General features: G+C 39.1%; 20 protein-coding genes and 1 tRNA gene. 12 read left to right on the forward strand and 9 right to left on the reverse strand.

Features of this window, described 5'->3' with window-relative positions; all coding sequences use genetic code 11:
- Positions 1 to 84 precede the first annotated feature (84 nt).
- Positions 85 to 999, reverse strand: coding sequence for a LysR family transcriptional regulator (locus SOI81_RS01050; protein WP_239975274.1), 915 nt, complete (start codon positions 997 to 999; stop codon positions 85 to 87).
- Positions 1,000 to 1,100: 101 nt separating this feature from the next.
- Here SOI81_RS01050 and SOI81_RS01055 point away from each other — a divergent pair, with 101 nt between their 5' ends.
- Positions 1,101 to 1,433, forward strand: coding sequence for a nuclear transport factor 2 family protein (locus tag SOI81_RS01055; protein ID WP_239975273.1), 333 nt, complete (start codon positions 1,101 to 1,103; stop codon positions 1,431 to 1,433).
- Positions 1,430 to 2,212 carry an SDR family oxidoreductase gene (locus SOI81_RS01060; RefSeq protein WP_239975272.1) on the forward strand — a complete coding sequence of 261 codons (783 nt, stop codon included), beginning with the start codon at positions 1,430 to 1,432 and terminating at the stop codon, positions 2,210 to 2,212. Before SOI81_RS01055 ends, SOI81_RS01060 begins: the two co-directional genes overlap by 4 nt.
- A gap of 51 nt (positions 2,213 to 2,263) precedes the next feature.
- On the opposite strand, the gene SOI81_RS01065 is transcribed toward SOI81_RS01060, so the two are convergent.
- On the reverse strand, positions 2,264 to 2,593 hold the full coding sequence (locus SOI81_RS01065; RefSeq protein WP_320541118.1) for a gamma-glutamylcyclotransferase family protein: 330 nt from the start codon (positions 2,591 to 2,593) through the stop codon (positions 2,264 to 2,266).
- A 23-nt stretch (positions 2,594 to 2,616) separates the two neighbouring features.
- Positions 2,617 to 3,861, reverse strand: a complete 1,245-nt coding sequence (gene sxtP, locus SOI81_RS01070; protein WP_320541119.1) for a multidrug efflux MFS transporter SxtP — start codon at positions 3,859 to 3,861, stop codon at positions 2,617 to 2,619.
- 140 nt (positions 3,862 to 4,001) lie between these two features.
- On the opposite strand from sxtP, the gene sxtR reads away from it, so the two are divergent.
- The gene (sxtR, locus tag SOI81_RS01075; protein ID WP_320541120.1) at positions 4,002 to 4,913 is read left to right on the forward strand and encodes a multidrug efflux pump transcriptional activator SxtR; all 912 of its coding nucleotides are present in this window, start codon (positions 4,002 to 4,004) and stop codon (positions 4,911 to 4,913) included.
- Here the strand turns inward: sxtR and SOI81_RS01080 are convergent.
- Positions 4,907 to 5,806, reverse strand: coding sequence for a DMT family transporter (locus tag SOI81_RS01080; protein WP_320541121.1), 900 nt, complete (start codon positions 5,804 to 5,806; stop codon positions 4,907 to 4,909). The genes sxtR and SOI81_RS01080 overlap by 7 nt on opposite strands.
- A 229-nt stretch (positions 5,807 to 6,035) precedes the next feature.
- Between SOI81_RS01080 and SOI81_RS01085 the strand changes: the two genes are divergently transcribed.
- Complete coding sequence (locus tag SOI81_RS01085; protein WP_320541122.1) at positions 6,036 to 6,779, forward strand: hypothetical protein; 744 nt, start codon at positions 6,036 to 6,038, stop codon at positions 6,777 to 6,779.
- Positions 6,780 to 6,803: 24 nt separating this feature from the next.
- Positions 6,804 to 7,196 carry a hypothetical protein gene (locus SOI81_RS01090; protein WP_320541123.1) on the forward strand — a complete coding sequence of 131 codons (393 nt, stop codon included), beginning with the start codon at positions 6,804 to 6,806 and terminating at the stop codon, positions 7,194 to 7,196.
- Positions 7,197 to 7,241: 45 nt separating this feature from the next.
- Here SOI81_RS01090 and SOI81_RS01095 read toward each other — a convergent pair whose 3' ends face one another.
- Together SOI81_RS01095 and SOI81_RS01100 are read right to left on the reverse strand one after the other, a co-directional pair.
- Positions 7,242 to 8,243: an aldo/keto reductase gene (locus tag SOI81_RS01095; protein WP_320541124.1), complete on the reverse strand. Its 1,002-nt coding sequence runs from the start codon at positions 8,241 to 8,243 to the stop codon at positions 7,242 to 7,244.
- Between the two features lie 111 nt (positions 8,244 to 8,354).
- Positions 8,355 to 9,257: a helix-turn-helix domain-containing protein gene (locus SOI81_RS01100; protein ID WP_224992098.1), complete on the reverse strand. Its 903-nt coding sequence runs from the start codon at positions 9,255 to 9,257 to the stop codon at positions 8,355 to 8,357.
- Between the two features lie 761 nt (positions 9,258 to 10,018).
- Here SOI81_RS01100 and SOI81_RS01105 point away from each other — a divergent pair.
- From SOI81_RS01105 to SOI81_RS01120, 4 genes are all read left to right on the forward strand, one after another.
- Positions 10,019 to 10,567: a helix-turn-helix domain-containing protein gene (locus SOI81_RS01105; RefSeq protein ID WP_320541125.1), complete on the forward strand. Its 549-nt coding sequence runs from the start codon at positions 10,019 to 10,021 to the stop codon at positions 10,565 to 10,567.
- 145 nt (positions 10,568 to 10,712) lie between these two features.
- On the forward strand, positions 10,713 to 11,633 hold the full coding sequence (locus SOI81_RS01110; protein WP_320541126.1) for a pyridoxal-phosphate dependent enzyme: 921 nt from the start codon (positions 10,713 to 10,715) through the stop codon (positions 11,631 to 11,633).
- A gap of 67 nt (positions 11,634 to 11,700) precedes the next feature.
- The gene (locus SOI81_RS01115; protein ID WP_320541127.1) at positions 11,701 to 12,057 is read left to right on the forward strand and encodes a hypothetical protein; all 357 of its coding nucleotides are present in this window, start codon (positions 11,701 to 11,703) and stop codon (positions 12,055 to 12,057) included.
- A gap of 44 nt (positions 12,058 to 12,101) precedes the next feature.
- Positions 12,102 to 12,983, forward strand: coding sequence for a hypothetical protein (locus SOI81_RS01120; RefSeq protein ID WP_320541128.1), 882 nt, complete (start codon positions 12,102 to 12,104; stop codon positions 12,981 to 12,983).
- Positions 12,984 to 13,050: 67 nt separating this feature from the next.
- Here the strand turns inward: SOI81_RS01120 and SOI81_RS01125 are convergent, their stop codons facing one another.
- Together SOI81_RS01125 and SOI81_RS01130 are read right to left on the reverse strand one after the other, a co-directional pair.
- Positions 13,051 to 13,269 carry a DUF6500 family protein gene (locus tag SOI81_RS01125; RefSeq protein WP_320541129.1) on the reverse strand — a complete coding sequence of 73 codons (219 nt, stop codon included), beginning with the start codon at positions 13,267 to 13,269 and terminating at the stop codon, positions 13,051 to 13,053.
- A gap of 27 nt (positions 13,270 to 13,296) precedes the next feature.
- Positions 13,297 to 13,632, reverse strand: coding sequence for a winged helix-turn-helix transcriptional regulator (locus SOI81_RS01130; protein ID WP_016142830.1), 336 nt, complete (start codon positions 13,630 to 13,632; stop codon positions 13,297 to 13,299).
- A 115-nt stretch (positions 13,633 to 13,747) separates the two neighbouring features.
- Between SOI81_RS01130 and ywrO the strand changes: the two genes are divergently transcribed.
- Both ywrO and SOI81_RS01140 read left to right on the forward strand, forming a co-directional pair.
- The gene (gene ywrO, locus SOI81_RS01135) at positions 13,748 to 14,305 is read left to right on the forward strand and encodes an NAD(P)H-dependent oxidoreductase (protein WP_320541130.1); all 558 of its coding nucleotides are present in this window, start codon (positions 13,748 to 13,750) and stop codon (positions 14,303 to 14,305) included.
- 151 nt (positions 14,306 to 14,456) lie between these two features.
- Positions 14,457 to 14,798 carry a DHCW motif cupin fold protein gene (locus SOI81_RS01140; protein ID WP_001017481.1) on the forward strand — a complete coding sequence of 114 codons (342 nt, stop codon included), beginning with the start codon at positions 14,457 to 14,459 and terminating at the stop codon, positions 14,796 to 14,798.
- 78 nt (positions 14,799 to 14,876) lie between these two features.
- Here the strand turns inward: SOI81_RS01140 and SOI81_RS01145 are convergent.
- Positions 14,877 to 14,966 (reverse strand) — tRNA-Ser (locus SOI81_RS01145).
- 118 nt (positions 14,967 to 15,084) lie between these two features.
- On the opposite strand from SOI81_RS01145, the gene trkD reads away from it, so the two are divergent.
- Positions 15,085 to 16,962 carry a potassium transporter Kup gene (trkD, locus tag SOI81_RS01150; protein ID WP_016142833.1) on the forward strand — a complete coding sequence of 626 codons (1,878 nt, stop codon included), beginning with the start codon at positions 15,085 to 15,087 and terminating at the stop codon, positions 16,960 to 16,962.
- Positions 16,963 to 16,978 lie beyond the last annotated feature (16 nt).

Below are 16,978 nucleotides of genomic sequence, written 5' to 3' on the forward strand. Positions count from 1 at the left end.
GAGAATTTTACAGTTTCTTAAAAAAATTACAAGCCAAAAAATGAGCAGTTAGATGTTTTCTCATATCTGATCATGGCAAACAGTTTAAAGAATGGGATAGGAAGGAATAAGTCGCTGTTCACGTGCTAAGTCAATGAAAGCACGTAGTGCAGCACTCGGATGTTTTCCTTGAGGGTAATATAAACATAGACCTGCATAGTGAGGTGTCCACTCTTCCAAAACACGTATGAGTCGACCTTGTTCGATGAGCGGAGCTACAAACCAATGTCCTGTGTAAGCTAAGCCAATACCAGATAAAGCACTATCAATGGCTAGCATATAGGTATCAATTGTAAGATGTCCTGAAACATCGACCGTTAAAGATTCATTGTTTTGAGTAAATTCCCATTTATAAATTTTACCGCTAGGTAATCGTAGGCGAATACATTCATGCTTTAACAAATCAGAAGGTATGTGGGGTATACCATGTGTATTTAGATACGCTGGTGTTGCAACTACTGCCATGCTTTGCTTAGGGCCTATTTCAATGGCAACCATATCTTGTGGAACGGTACTCGCGAAACGTATACCAGCATCAAAACCTTCTTTCACAATATCAATGAATTCTCCGTCAGAAACGAGATCAACTCGTACATCCGGATAGCGACGGATATATTCAATGATTACAGAATGCAGAATTTGCCGAGACATACCTTCTTCTGCATTGATTCTTAATGTTCCTGAGGGAGTGGCACGACGGTCTAATGTCTCTTGAACAGCAAGATCAATTTGTTCCAAGGCTGGGGTAATACGATTTAAAAACTGTAGTCCTGCTTCGGTCAGTGAAACACTACGGGTTGTACGATTAAATAAGCGTATCCCTAAATGATGTTCTAGCTGAGCAATATTTCGGCTGAGTGCTGAAGATGACATATCGAGTTCAACTGCTGCTGACCGAAAATTACGGTGGTTGGCAAGCGCAATTACCGCTTTTAGATCCGTTAGGCTAGTGTTATTCATTGTCCCGATTTCTGCATTAATTCATCCCATATTATCCCTCTTATAACAAGAATCTTGTAGGGCTACAATCGAAAGCATCAATTTACATAAGGCTTAGATATATGGCTCACCAAATTTTATTGCCATCAATCATTCAACATTATTTTGAATCAGATCGGCAGACGGCAGAAGCAGTAGTTACTTGTTTTACAGAGCATGGTGTCGTGCGCGATGAAGGACACGAATATATAGGTCATAAGGCCATCTTAGGCTGGAAACAGCAAGCTTCGACTCAATATGAATATTATGCTGAACCACTGAGTATAGAGATGCAGAACGGAAAGTATGTGGTTTTGGCACGTGTAGAAGGTAACTTCCCCGGTAGTCCGATCAATTTACATTATGCCTTCCAGTTAACCGATGAAAAAATTGAAATATTGGAGATTACCGTATGAATTTTCCTTTACAACTCTTAGGAAAAAAGGCGTTAGTAACAGGTGGCAGTAAAGGAACAGGAGCCGCTGTTGTAAGAGCATTACATGAGGTGGGGGCGGAGGTCATGACCGCTGCTCGTCATCCTGTACAGGATTTACCACAAAATGTGCATTTTATTGAAGCTGATTTAACTAAAGCTAAAGGATGCAGCGAGGTAGTGCAGGCTGTGCAGAAACACTGGGGGAAAATTGATATTGTTGTACACGTTTTAGGTGGTTCATCTGCTCCGGCAGGCGGGTTTGCTGTATTGGGTGATGAAGAATGGGAGAGAGAAATTAATTTAAATTTAATGCCTGCCATTCGTCTGGATCGGGCATTGGTACCTCTGATGTTAGAGCAAGGTTCCGGTGTCATTATTCATGTAACTTCCATTCAGAGAGAACTGCCTTTACCAGAATCAACGACTGCATATGCAGCAGCAAAAGCGGCGTTATCTACATATAGTAAAAGTTTATCTAAAGAGATTTCTCCAAAGGGAATACGTGTTGTTCGCGTTGCGCCGGGATGGATTGAAACCGAAGCTGCTGTGGCTTTGGCAGAGCGTCTTGCACTCGAAGCAGAAACAAATTATGAAGGTGGGAAGCAAATCATTATGAATGCTTTGGGGGGGATTCCGTTAGGGCGCCCCAATAAACCGGAAGAGGTGGCAGATTTAATTACTTATTTGGTCTCTGAACGGGCTTCAGCGATTACGGGTACTGAGTTTGTGATTGATGGCGGAACAGTGCCGACTGTGTGAAATATAAAGATGCGTGCTATCTGCTTTTAGGAAGACAGCACGCTGTTTGTTTTATTGAGTTTTCAACCCATAGATAAACGAATCAACACGTTCGCCACTATTTAAAGTGACTTGCACAGGGACTCTTTCATAGCCTTCACCTTCAAAGTCATCGAGTAATTTCCAGTTTGCGTCTAAATGCTCTGAGCTAAAAACAAAACCTTGCACTTGATTGCTACTATCATCAAGTACAATTCCCGGATAGCCTAAATCTGCTCCCCAACCTTCATTACGCAAGCTTCCGTTTACCCAACCTTCTGACCATTGTCCGCCAATATTTTCAAGTATATGTGCATTAGGACGACCCGGGCCTAAAGTGCCATAAACAAATAAACTCGACATGTGATTTTCCTTTACCTTAAAAATTAATGCGCTTTCGCGTGTGTGGTATAAACCGCTAAAAATATTCCAAATAATGAAAGTACGACGGTTAAAGCTACAATTGCATTCCATCCGCCGTGTAGCCAAAACCAACCGCCCGCTGAGCCGACAATACTTGAACCCATATAGTAAAAAAGTAAGTAGAGCGAACTGGCGTGGGCTTTAGCTTGTTTACTTTCAGCACCTACAGAACTACTCGTAAGCGAGTGGGTAATAAAGAAACCCGTAGTAATAAATGCAATGCCAATAATAATGCCGAAAAGAGAGGTGAGTAGGGTCATGAGGCTACCCACAATCATGAGGGCAAAGCCACTCATCATCATGGTTTTTTTACCGAAACGCTCGGCTAAGCTACCTGCCAATGATGAAGACACCATACCGAAGCTATACGACAAGAAAATAAGGCTAATTTGCGTCTGACTGAGTGAATAAGGCGTTCCACTTAAACGGAAAGTCGCGTAGTTAAACAAGGTCACAAATACACTAGTGAGCAAGAACCCAATGGCAAACAGACGTAATAGTTTTGTATTGGTTAAATGGGTACGCCACATTTGCATGTGAAACCCTAAATTTAGCCCTTTTTTCTGTACAAAATTACGTGAGGCTGGCAGTAGATTGACGAAGGCGATTGAGCAAATAAAACAGATTGCTCCAAGTAAACCTAAAGCTGTGCGCCATGAAAAATACTCAATTAAAATACCCATGCCGACACGGCCCATCATGCCACCAAAAGCCGTACCTGCAATATATAAACCCATGGTTTTACCCAAGTGTTCAGGAGCAATTTCTTCGGCAATCCACGCCATAGTGACTGCGGGTACACCACCAAGCAGCAAACCTTCTAAAGCACGTGCCATCAATAAACTGTGCCAGTTCGGTGTAAGCATTGAGACAATATTTAAAATTGCGGCACATAACATGGATGTAAAGATCACGCCACGACGGCCAATCGCTTGTGAAAAGGCACTTGATAGCACAATTGAAATGGCTAAAAAGGCCGTTGTTAATGACAGGGCTAAAGAACTACTTGCAGGGCTAATTTGGAAACTTTGACTAAATGCAGGCAACAGCGGCTGTACACAGTAAATTAGTGAAAAGCTGGCAAAACCTACGAGGAATAAAGCAAATCCTGCATGCTTATAGGCTTTAGTGCCTTTGTGAATCCACTCGCGGGACAGAACAGAAGTCGTCTCAGTACTTAAGGTACTGGGTGTAGATGAAGAGCTCATATCATGACCATGACAGAAAGAAAGTGCAGCGCTTTGGGGGCATACTGCATCGAGAAAATTCGATGAATTAAAATTAGCAATTTGAAAGGTATTTTTCTAATATATTTAACAATAGGTCATGATATGTTTTATATATAGCGATGGAACTCAGGCATATACGCTACTTTTTAGCGGTAGCAGAAGAAAAAAACTTTACCAAAGCGGCGCATCGTTTAAACATGAGCCAGCCACCTTTAAGTATGCAAATAAGAGACTTAGAAGAAGAGCTGGGTGCAGATTTATTTATTCGATCTCCGCATGGGGTGGAGCTAACTGAAGCTGGGCTTGCCTTTTTAAATGCCATTCAGCCTGTACAGCAGCGTGTAGAAGATGCAGCGAACCTTGTTAAACAAGTGGCAAATGGCGAAGTCGGCCAACTACGTTTAGGCTTTACAGGGACTTCAATGTTGAACCCTTTAATTCCTAAATGCGTTCGCTATTTTCAGCAGCAATATCCGAAAGTGAATTTAAAGCTTGAAGAAGCCAATACTTTACTGCTCATCGATTTATTGCTTGAGGACCGTTTAGATGTGGCGATTATTCGCTCGCCACGCAACATTCCAGACAGTTTAATTATTCAAGAATTATTGGCAGAGCCACTCATTGCTGCTTTGCCTTCCGAGTCTTTTCAACTCGACGATGCATCACCAGAAATTGATTTAACGGCACTACGAGAGCTTGATTTTATTGTCTCGCCGCCTTCCATTAGCGCAGGGCTTTTTGATGCGATTAAACAAGCCTGCCATGAACGCGGTTTTGAACCAAAAATTGGACAAAACGCCCCACAAATTGTGTCGATTTTATCGTTAGTATCTGCAAACTTAGGGGTGTCTTTGGTTCCCGAGTCGACCAAACAATTGCAAATACAAGGCGTGGCTTATCGCTCTTTGAAGGCGCCTGTACCTACGGTAGGTTTAGGGCTTGCTTATAAAAAACACGCCCCTTCACAAATGGCGATTAACTTTGCCAGTGTGGTGCAAGTGGCTTGTCACCACGCAGAGGAATATCAATGAATTGGCGAGCTTATTTTTGGCGCTTTGTTCATTAAAAAAATGCCTGCAATAATAAAAATCGCGCCATATAAAAACGATAAAGTCGGCTGTTCATGAATGAAAACCCATGCCATAAGCGCTGCGAAAATAGGTTCAGAAAGCTCGGTCACCTGTACTTTTGCGGCACTCATATAAGACAACGCTTTAGTGGTACAGAAAAAGCCGAGGATGGTCGGCAGCACAGCTAAACCAATCAAGCCTAAAACAATGTCACTATTAAAATTAATGCTGTGAAAATTTATTAAAAACGGAACAGCAAGATAAACACTGCCAAACAGCAATAAATACTTGGTTAGAAACAGCCCGCCGTTTAATTTGAACTTTTTCACTAAAACCGAAAATAGGCCATAGCCTGTGCCGGCAATAGAAGCATTGATCAGCATTAAAAGGCTATTTTCACCTTTCCATGAAATAATACTAATACCCGCGACAGCCAATAATGTTCCAATAAGAGAATGAATGTAGATACTTTCTTTTAAAATAAACCGACCAAAAAATAGGGCAGAGATGGCAGCCGAAGCCATGAGTACCACTACAACATTAGCTGCTGCACCGTGGTTGTAGGCAATGGTTTCGAAAAAGAATAGCGAGAAAATTCCTAAAAAAGCACATATGGCAATTTGAGTAAAAACGCTGAGTTTACTTGGCGTGCTGCTAATGTATGCAATCTGTTGGCTAACAGGAACTTTAAATAAAAACACACTTAAAAAGAAAAAGGCGATGATGGTTTTTAAAAAGGCAATACCTTGTGGGCTTAAACCGCTGTGCATGAGTAATTTACTAATTACACCAATAGAGGCATTAAGTGCAGCCGCACAAAGTGCAAATAGGGTTCCAATAATTAAATTATTCACTCTTATAATTCTTCCTAAGTTTTACGCATGCAGTCTACAATATTTTTTGGATGAATATTCAGCTAAAATAACCGGTTAATACTTCATATTTATAAAGATTTATTCTGAATTAGTTTCATAAATTTTATTAAAAACTAAAAGTATTCTAATAGACTTTTGTTTCAGAGAATTGTGATTTATAGAGCTTACTCATATTATATAATTAGTTAATTATTAAAGAATTTTAAAAATGATTAAATCGATTATTTCAGGTTGCGCGGTTCTCACACTTTCGGCGTTGGCGGTGACTCATGCAGAGTTTTCTTATGAACAAGAACTACAACAAAGCTGTAATAAAGTGAAGCAATACGCGAGCTTAGGTAAGAAAAACTACGACCAAAAACAATATAAAAAAGCGCTCGAAAATTTCCAAAACCAAGCCTCTTGGACTGCATTTTGTAAAGCTAATGCAGATGAAACTACAGTTAAATTTACCGACCGTGATATTGAAGTTGCCAACAATAACGTGGGCTTAGCCTATGCCAAATTGGGTCAGCCACTTTGGGCAAGAGCATGGTTCATGCTTGATGAAAAATCAAAGTCGAGTCAGTTTAATCTTAAGCAATTACCAACACCTAAAGCCTCAAATGACTTGTCTGGTGAATATGTGCGTTACTCGGGTTTTGGCGAATGGGATCACATCACGGTAAGCCGTAAGCAGGGCCAATATGCAATCAGTTATGCCGGTTTATATATGGGACTTAGAAGCTTGATCTACGGCCCAAATATGGGTGAGTTTGACACCAAAATGCCGATTAATAAAAAGCAAACGGTTTATAAAAATGAAGACTGCCGTATTCAGCTCGATTTTAAATCTAATGCGAAATTAGGAAATTATATTCAGGTCAAACAAAACGAGGGTAACTCGGGTTGTGGCTTTGGACATAACGTATATGCAGATGGCACGTATTTAAAAGTTGAGTCTGGGAAATAAGATTAAACATATAGGAACACAATAATGAAAAATATATTTGCACCTCTACTGCTTGTTTCTACCGTTATTTTTTCTGCTCAGGTTTATGCAGAACCAACCAGCATATGCAAAGAGGTGAAATTCCAAAAATCCGATGAAGTATGGAGTGGACACTATTATTTAAATGGCGTGATGGAAGTGGGTTCGGAGCTTTTACTTCAACCAGACGGTAAGTTTCAATGGATGTTGGCTGTGGGTGCTTTAGACCAATATGCTGAAGGCACATGGTGGAAAAACGGAGACTGTATTGGTTTAAAACCAGAGGCTAAATTTAAAAAGGATTTAAGTATTTTCCCTGAAAGGCTGAATATTTCTGACAAATCTTTAGACGCGATCTGGGAAGGCGGACGCCAGCAAGGCACGTATAGCAAAAATTAAATTAAAAAGTCCGACACTGAGTCGGACTTTTTTATAGCCTCGTTTTTAATGATTGACCGCTGCGAGTTGCTGAGCGTTATAGCGTGCGCCCATGTTTGGATATCTCGCAATAATCGCGTCGATTTCTGCCAAATCTGCTGCCGTTAAATGAAGGTCTACAGCACCCGCATTTTCCACAAGTCGCTCGATTTTACGCGTACCCGGAATTGGAATAATGTCTTCACCTTGCGCCAAAATCCAAGCCAAAGCCAGTTGAGCCGCTGTTGCGTTTTTGCTTTGAGCAAACTCGCTAAATGCTTGCGCCAAGCTTTGGTTATTTTTCCAGTTATCACCTTGATAGCGTGGTAACTGGCGACGGAAATCGTTTTCGTCTAGGCTGCCCACATCAAGCGTATTGGTGATTAAACCACGCGATAGCGGTGAATACGGCACAAGGCTAATGCCTAACTCGCGTATGGTTTGCAAATGCGTTTGCTCAAACTCACGGGTAAGCAACGAATATTCATGTTGAACCGCTGCAATCGGGTGAATCGCATGCGCCTTACGAATAGTTTCTGCCGAAGCTTCACTAAGTCCTAAATAACGCACTTTACCTTGTTTCACCAAGTCAGCCATTGCGCCAATCGTGTCTTCAACTGGAATGTTTGGATCTATGCGGTGTGCATAATACAAATCAATCACGTCTGTATTTAAGCGTTTTAAACTGTTTTCGACCGCAACTTTAATCCACTCTGGAGAACCGTCGATATAAGACTCTAAAGAGTTTTGTGGGTTAAGGTTGTCTTCTTTATAGCGAAAGCCAAATTTGGTCGCCAAGAACACTTTGTCACGATGTTTTTCTAAAACTTTTGAGAGCAAAACTTCGTTTGCGCCGTTGCCGTACATGTCGGCAGTGTCCCAAAAGTTAATGCCGAGGTCTAATGCCTTTTCTAGAGTGGCAATGCTTTGTGTGTCATCTGAGGCACCATAGGCAAAGCTCATTCCCATGCAACCTAAACCAAGTGCTGATACTTTTTCGCCTGTTTGTCCTAAAGTTCTATATTTCATTTTTCACACTCTTTTTGCAAAATCACTTGAGTAGAAAAACTATAAAATGCTTTGGCTCAAACTGACGTATAACATTCAAACCAATAATTATAAAATTCAAACAATCTGTTTTTAGGCGATACAATCTTCGCGGAATTTTTTAGGCGAAAAACCCGTATTTTTCTTAAAGAAATTGGTGAAATATGCTGAATATTCAAAGCCTAAGCTATAGGCAATTTCGGAAATATTCCAACTGGTGTGTTGTAGCAGCGCTTTGGCTTCTTGCGTAATGCGCGAGCTAATATGCTCAGACGTGGTTTTGCCTGTGGCTTCTTTTACAGCTCGGTTTAAATGGTTCACATGCACCGACAAGCCATAGGCATAGTCATTTGCAGTTTTGAGTTTAAGCTGAAAATGGGGTGAGTCGATCGGGAACTGGCGCTCTAATAATTCAAAGAATAAATGGCAAATCCGAACCGCAGCATTGCTATGTTTTTCAAACTGTTGAGTCGGTTGCATTTTCATGGCTTCATGCACAATCAGGTGCAAATAGTTTCTTAAAACGTTGTATTTATGAATGTAGTCTGAATTTATTTCATTCATCATTTTTTTGAAAATAAATGAAATTTCTTCAACTTGTTGATCGTTTAAAAAATACAGCGGGTCGCCGTCGACTTTAAATAGTGGAGAGTCTTTTAAAAAGCTTTGTCTTGATTCTTGGTTTACAAACTCTTCGGTAAATAGACAAAACCAGCCAGCCTGTTCGGGCGAATTAATTTCCCATGCATAGGGAACCATCGGGTTTGAAAACAGTAAAGCAGGGCGGTCTACTCGAATCCAGCGGTTGGCGTAGTGAAGGTCACCTGTGCCTAAAACCAGTGAAATTTTATAATAATCGCGGCGGCTATAAGGCGTGAGAAACGAGCAGGCATCACGTTGGAACACGTTAAAATGTCCAAACGAGGTCGATGGAACCGAGTAATCGCTATCTCTGGTTAAAGAAAAGCGGCGATAAAAATCATGTATGGTTTCCATGTCTTTGCCTGCATGCGTTATCAATTTATTTAAAGTTATAAAATTCAAACTTTATTTACTGTAGCTTTTATTTATAACGCGATCAATCGGTTCATTTAAGCGGTTTGAAAATGAATGATAAATTAATAATGAAATGACCAGACAAACTAAACTTTAAGAAAATATATTGTTAAATCACTATGCCAATGAAAAATAAAAATAATCTTTATAAATGAATAGCCAATATCACATTGACACTCAAAAACACGCGGATTATCCTTTGCCTGCTGGCCACATTGCCAGTCGATTTTGACAGATCGATATAACACACAAGACATCAAAAAGTTCTCTTTTTGGTGGCGAACTCGTTCGTCCCCCTTCGTAGCGGTAGGGCGAGGGAGGGACGCCTTGTGCGTGCTGATTCTTGTGTGTCAGTCTGTCAACCTTCTCTCGTTCTGCCACCATCATTTGACAGTGATCGGGTAGAACTCCTTTACACACAAGGAGTCCGCACATGCGTACTATTTCATCTCTCTCATTGACACCCTTCGCCAAAGTCTTTACGTCTATATCGCACTGGTCTTTAAAACGGTTTAACCGACTCTAGGTTTTAAGCCATAGGTCATTATGCCTAAAAAATCATAGCAACAATAAAACCTGAGATAGGCGAGCACACCTTTTTTGTGTAACTTATCCATGCCTGTTTTTAGCGCTCAATTTAAGAGTGACGGCATGTCTATCTCATTTACATACAACAAAAAAATATTTTAAACGGTATAAAAATGCCAAATTTAGAAGCATCATTTAGAGCATTACGCGTGCTCCACGCGGCAAAAGATTTATTTAATCAACATGGGTTTTACATCGGGGTCGATCGAATCGTTGAGGAAGCCAAAATTCCTAAAGCCACTTTTTATAACTACTTTCACTCCAAAGAAAGGCTTATTCAGATGAGCTTAACTTTTCAAACAGATGCATTAAAACATGAGGTGTTTTCTATCATTCATTCGTACCGTGAACTTATGGCCTTCGATAAACTTAAGAAAATCTACTTTTTACATGCAAACTTAGAGGGATTTTATCGGTTGCCATTTAAAGCAATTTTTGAAATTGAAAAGCTTTATCCAACGGCCTATAAAATCGTGACTGACTACCGAAACTGGTTTATTAAAGAAATTCATAAACTACTTTTAACTGTAAAGCCTGCCTCTACAGTTGAAGATGCGCACATGTTTTTATTTGTGATTGATGGCGCGATGGTTCAGCTTTTAGGGGCCAATAACACCGATGAAAGGGATGCATTACTTGAATACTTTTTAAGTCGGGTTTGATGGGGAAAGGCCCGACGGGAGTTGGGCTTTTGGAGAAAAGAAATTTTCTATATTAAAGATTGCGATACTCGTTTTTGCTAATGAATTGAATAAATGGTAAAACACAAAGAATGTTAATCCCTATTTTTCAATAAAATTATTAAAGATGAACACAAAAACTCCTTGTATTAGATCAAATAAATTAAGTGAACTAAATAATTGTAATGTATGGCTAAAAATGGAATCTTCACAACCAACGGGTTCCTTTAAGCAAAGAAGTATCGGTAATGCATGTGTGCAATATGCAAAAAAAGGTGCAAAAAAATTTATTAGTTCCTCTGGCGGGAATGCTGGGATTTCAGTTGCTTACATGGGAAATAAATTAAGTATCCCTGTAACAGTTTTTGTTCCTGAGACAACTTCAACACAAGCCATAAATCTTATGCAGCAAGAAAATGCAGAGGTTATTGTTCATGGGAAATCTTGGGTCGAAGCTAATGATTTAGCTCTAACTTATGTAAATTCAGAAGCTGTATACATTCATCCTTTTGATGACCAATATTTATGGGATGGAGTTGCTCATATTATTGAGGAAGTAATTTCAGATGGGGTGAGACCAGATGCTGTCATTTTATCTGTTGGTGGTGGAAGTTTACTCTCAGGAATTAGCCAAGGTTTAATTGAGAAATCACTTAACATTCCTATCTATGCCGTAGAATCAGAGGGAACAGCTTCTCTAAATGCTTCTATAAGAACTGGTCAACATGCGAAATTAGAGGAAGTAACTGGAATAGCAACTACACTCGCTGCTAAACAAGTATGTGAAAATGCTTTTAAAGTTTCTCAGACTGAACACATTATTAGTTTGACTGTTTCTGATGAAGAAGCTCTAGCGGCTTGTTTTAATTTTCTAGATGATCACAGAACCTTGGTTGAGCCAGCTTGTGGTGCGACTTTATCAACCTTATACACTAAAAAATTATCCTTTTCTCGAACTGATAATATTTTAGTTATTGTATGTGGTGGGGCAACGGTGACGTTGGATCAGTTAATAAAATATTCAAATGATTTAGCATTAGAAATATGAAGTTCCCAATATATTAGAGTAGATGCAAAAACTTTTTACTCTTATTCGCTAATAAGGAAAGTTTCTAATGAAGCATGAATTAATATTTATTTTCTCCATTATTTTTATACTTACAGGTTGTGGGAAGAAATATAAAATTACTCCTGAGGATTTGCCTGTTGCTCATATTAATCAAGAATACCAACAAGTTATTAAGATTTCTGGTGGAAAAGTTGTCGATCAATATGCTGAATTAGAAACAAATATTCCCGAAGACCTAGGCATAACAGTTAAACCTATTGATGACTTGGATGGCTATAACGTCATACAAATAAAAGGTACTCCAAAATACAAAGGACAATACACCATCCATATAAGAACTGATTTCTTTGGGGGAGGTGATGCTGAAATTGACAAGACATATAGCTTTATTGTCCAAGAATAAAAATTATCGCAGAGTCGGGAAATAGCAAAGTAGAGAATTTAGTAATGACGGTAAAATTTAGACAATATTTCCTAATCTTTATTTTCGGATTATTACTTTCCGCTTGTCAGCCAACATCAGAACATAATCAGAATTTGACTATTAATCAGCAAGCCTACACTTTGCATATGGGTGAACAAGGTATTCAAGATTTTTCAAAGTATAGTGATGACAACGTCGATAATCATCCAGCTGGCGTTAGCTTTAGAGAACTTCAACTTTCCCCTCCTAACTTAGGAAAAATAACTATAGAGAATGGTTCTAACACTTTATCGATTGAGCATGTTTTCTCTGTTTTAGGAACTCAATATGATAAAAATGAAGGGATCCAAGTTTTAGATATTGATGCTGGCCTCACAAAGGAAGAATTTGCTACCTCAGAGCAGGTTTATCAAAGCTATGTAGCTTTAATGAAACGTATTAATCAGGCTGGTTGGAAAAACTATTTCTTTACAGATGCTCCGCGTATCGCTAAAGAAGATAATATTAAGCATCTATCGAAAAGTCGTGATGTCATTGACCCGAGTTATATTTTTAGCTTTGAGGAGTGGAAAAATATAATAAACAACAGCCCGACAAAATCATTGGGTTATAGGTTGTATGCTAATGGGGTTATTTTAGATATCAGTTTAAAAAGAACAGCTAAGAATGAGCGGAATGAAGAACAATATATGCTTAGATTTAGCTTTCAGAGTGTTCGATACAATGAAAGAGACTCAATTTCTGACTCTGATAAAATGACATCTATTGAGTTTGAGCAAGCGTTTAAAAAGAGATTAATTGAAAATAAAAAATATCGGGAAAAGGAAGAGAGAAAAGCTAAGGCTGAAGGTTATCATATCGATGAAGAATATACAGATCCTGATGTTTGGCCTTATGTTAAGTAAATATTTTTAAAATAATAAAGAGGCTTAAGTTATTTAAATTTACGCCTTTTTTAAACCACTTATTTTTTTAACTTTCACTTAAAACCAACTTCTTAATCTTAACTGCTTTCTCGAAGTGATCTAGCTTATGCTCCATAATCCACCAATACGCTGCTTCCATGAGTAGCTCAGGGTTATCGTTCTTATTTTTAAAAAAAGCGTAAAAAGACAGACCCACACTGTCTCCCTTCTTTTTAATTTTTTCGTCGCATCCCTTAATAAAAATTTCTCTTAATTCATTTCTCATATTTAGTATCGCTTCAACTCTATAAAACTAAGACGGCTTATTACGCTCGCCCCATTCGCACATCATATCTAATAAAGGAATTAAAGACTGTCCTCTTTCAGAAAGGCGATACTCAACTTTTGGCGGAATTTGAGGATATTCCTTACGAATAATCAGACCGTCTCTTTCCAATTCTTTAAGTGTATTGCTGAGTGTTCTAAACGAAATATTGCCAATGCAGCGTTGCATCTCGTTAAAACGCATGACGGTTTTTCCATACAGCCAATACATAATAATCATTTTATATTTGCCATTAATTAAAGAAAGGGTGTACCCAAAACCCGTATCTTCTAATGGAGTATATGACGGAAGGCAGTCGTCCATTTTTAAAATCCATACTATCTTTTAGTATAGTATATAACATAAATTACCGTACTTATATTTAGGAAAGCACACTTCTATAATCGATTTATCTACTTTTCGATAGAGTGTTTTCATAATGAAAAAGACATTAGTCATCGTTACCCATCCTCACATAGACCAGTCTGTTGTAAATAAAAGATGGATTGAGGAATTAGAAAAACACCCAGACCAATTTACGGTTCATCAAATTTATCAAGCCTACCCAGATGGCGTAATTGATGTTGCCAAAGAGCAAGCGCTTGTAGAGCAACACGAAAATTTAGTGTTTCAATTTCCCGTGTATTGGTTTAACTGCCCGCCGCTTTTGAAACAATGGCTAGATGAAGTTTTAACGTATGGTTGGGCTTATGGTTCAACTGGCGACAAACTTAAAAATAAAAAGTTTATGTTGGCGGTGTCTGCTGGTGCTCAAGAAAAGGTTTATTCAGAAAGTGGCGAATATCAAATTTCTTTAGAGAAGGTTTTTATTCCATTTGAATTAACCGCTCTCTATGTCGGGGCAGTCTATCAACCACTTCATGCATTTTATGGTTTAGATACTAATCCATCAGAAGATGACGATATTCCGACTCAACAAGACATAGAAAATAATGCGATTCAGTATGTTCAGAAGTTGTTGGCATTGTCTGAGTAGGTGTAAAAAGGGGGAGGCCTAAGCGTGAGGTTTGGGTCTTTTCAAAGTCGAAAATAGTTTTGTTATCTTTCTGATTTTTTAATAAAAAGTTTGCAAAAATCAAATTTGTCTATAAGTTGAAAAATACAATAATACTTCTTTGGAAAAAATTATGAATATCGCGCCTTTTCCATTTCAAATTACAAACTGGGAAGAAATTGAAGTCACTGAATATAGCGGTGAAACAGGAAAAGCTTATTGGAAAACTCAATTTTTTGGTGAAGAAACAAATAAAATTAGAGTAAGACTTGTGGAGTACTCAGCCAATTATTTAGCAGACCATTGGTGTGAAAAAGGACATATCTTATTTTGCCTAGAAGGTGAACTAGAAAGTAGATTGAAGGATGGTCGAACATTTACTCTAACTTCGGGAATGAGTTATCAAGTCGGAGATAATTCGGAGCCGCATCAGTCTTTTAGCTTGAACGGTGCGAAGCTACTTATCGTTGATTAAATTGACTTTATTTAAATTTATTAAAAAGAGGGTAATAAAAAAGACCCAAATCAAAACGATTTAGGTCTTTTTGAATTCTGGCGGTGAGAGAGGGATTCGAACCCTCGATACGCGCAAACGTATACACACTTTCCAGGCGTGCTCCTTAAGCCACTCGGACACCTCACCAAGGCGTGCGATAGTAACCAAAAAAACGAGTTCTGCCAAGATTTAAGACGAGCATTACAGAAAAAAAATAATAGAGGTGATAAGATTGCGCTAAAAATCATATTGGTTTAATTACACAATGCAAAATACGGCCAAAAAAGCGACCTTGCCTGCCACGGCTTTGGCAGCTCTTGGAGTGGTCTTTGGAGACATCGGAACAAGTCCGCTCTATGCCTTGAAAGAATCCTTCCATGCAGCGCATGGGTTGGGTATTCAGCCTGAAAACGTATTAGGAATTTTATCCATTATTTTTTGGTGCTTAATGCTGATCATCAGCATCAAGTATGTCGCCATTGTCATGCGTGCAGACAACAATGGCGAAGGCGGGATCATGGCCTTACTCGCATTGAATTTACGTAAAGCCAAAATTGCCGACAACAAAAAAATCTACATGATTGCGATTGGCTTTATTGGTGCGTCGCTGTTTTTTGGTGACGGTATTATTACCCCAGCCATTTCGGTACTTTCGGCAGTCGAAGGCTTGTCTATTGCAACCGATGTATTTGACCCGTTCATCATGCCAATTGCGATTACCATTATCATCTCTTTGTTTTTAGTACAAAAACACGGTACGGCCTTTGTCGGTAAGTTTTTTGGCCCGATCACGATGGTGTGGTTTTTATCTTTAGGATTATTAGGTCTTCACAGCGTCATTCAGACCCCTGTTGTGTTGGGCATGTTTAGTCCACATTGGGCAATTCAGTTTATCTATCACCATCCAATCATGACATTCTTTGTGATGGGTGCTGTGGTGCTAACAGTAACTGGTGGTGAAGCACTTTATGCTGATATGGGACATTTCGGACCAGTTCCGATTCGTCTGGCTTGGTTCTTTGTGGTGTTGCCGTGTTTGGTTTTAAACTACGCGGGACAGGGTGCATTATTGCTCAGAGACCCAGCGGCAATTGAAAACCCGTTCTATTTATTAGTTCCGCAGTGGGCACTTTACCCAATGATTATTATGGCGACCATGGCAACTGTAATTGCCTCTCAAGCCGTAATTTCTGGGGTATTTTCACTTGCTCGCCAAGCGATTCAATTGGGTTATTTGCCACGTTTAAGTATTAAACATACTTCTGAGTCTGAAGAAGGTCAGATCTATGTTCCTTTCTTAAACTGGTTGCTTTTAATCGCCATTATTATCTTAATTTTAATCTTCAAAACCAGCTCAAACTTGGCAAGCGCATACGGTCTCGCGGTAACCTTGACCATGTTGTGTGACACGATTTTGGTTGCTGTATTTATCTACTCGGCTTGGAAATGGAGCTTACCAAAAGTACTACTTTTGATTATTCCATTCTTTGTTTTAGAGTCGGTATTGGTCGGTGCAACTTCACTTAAAATCTTGTCTGGTGGTTGGGTGCCATTACTGATTGGTGCCATTGCAGTTACTATTTTAATGACATGGAAACGTGGTCGTGAGCTTACTTTTGCTAAGCTTGAACACGATACTTTGTCGCTCGATTTATTTGTAAAAAGTATTGGTAATAGCGTGCACTGGGTGCCGGGTGATGCAGTGTTTATGACGGGTACGCCAAACGTTGTACCGCATGCCATGCTGCATAACATCAAGCACAACAAAGTATTGCATCAACGCAATATCTTGGTGACGGTTGTTATTGAAGATGTACCATTCGTTGCGCCAGAAGAGCGTATTACGACTGAAACGTTAGCGGAACATTTCTTCCGTATTAAAATTTTCTACGGCTTTAAAGATGAAATGAATGTACCAAAAGCGCTTATGCAAGCCTATGAACAGTTAGGTCTTGAATATGACTTGATGCATATCAGCTTCTTTATTTCCCGCGATCGTATTGTTCATTCGGTGGGTGATGGCATGTCTCCATGGAGAGAAAAGCTGTTTATTTCAATGCAGCGTAATACCAGTCCAGTGAGTGACTTCTACCAAATTCCAACCAACCGTGTGGTTGAGTTAGGTAGTCAAATCGAAATATAAAAAATTGAGACGTAAA

Source organism: Acinetobacter pittii (assembly GCF_034067285.1).
GTDB lineage: Bacteria > Pseudomonadota > Gammaproteobacteria > Pseudomonadales > Moraxellaceae > Acinetobacter > Acinetobacter pittii_E.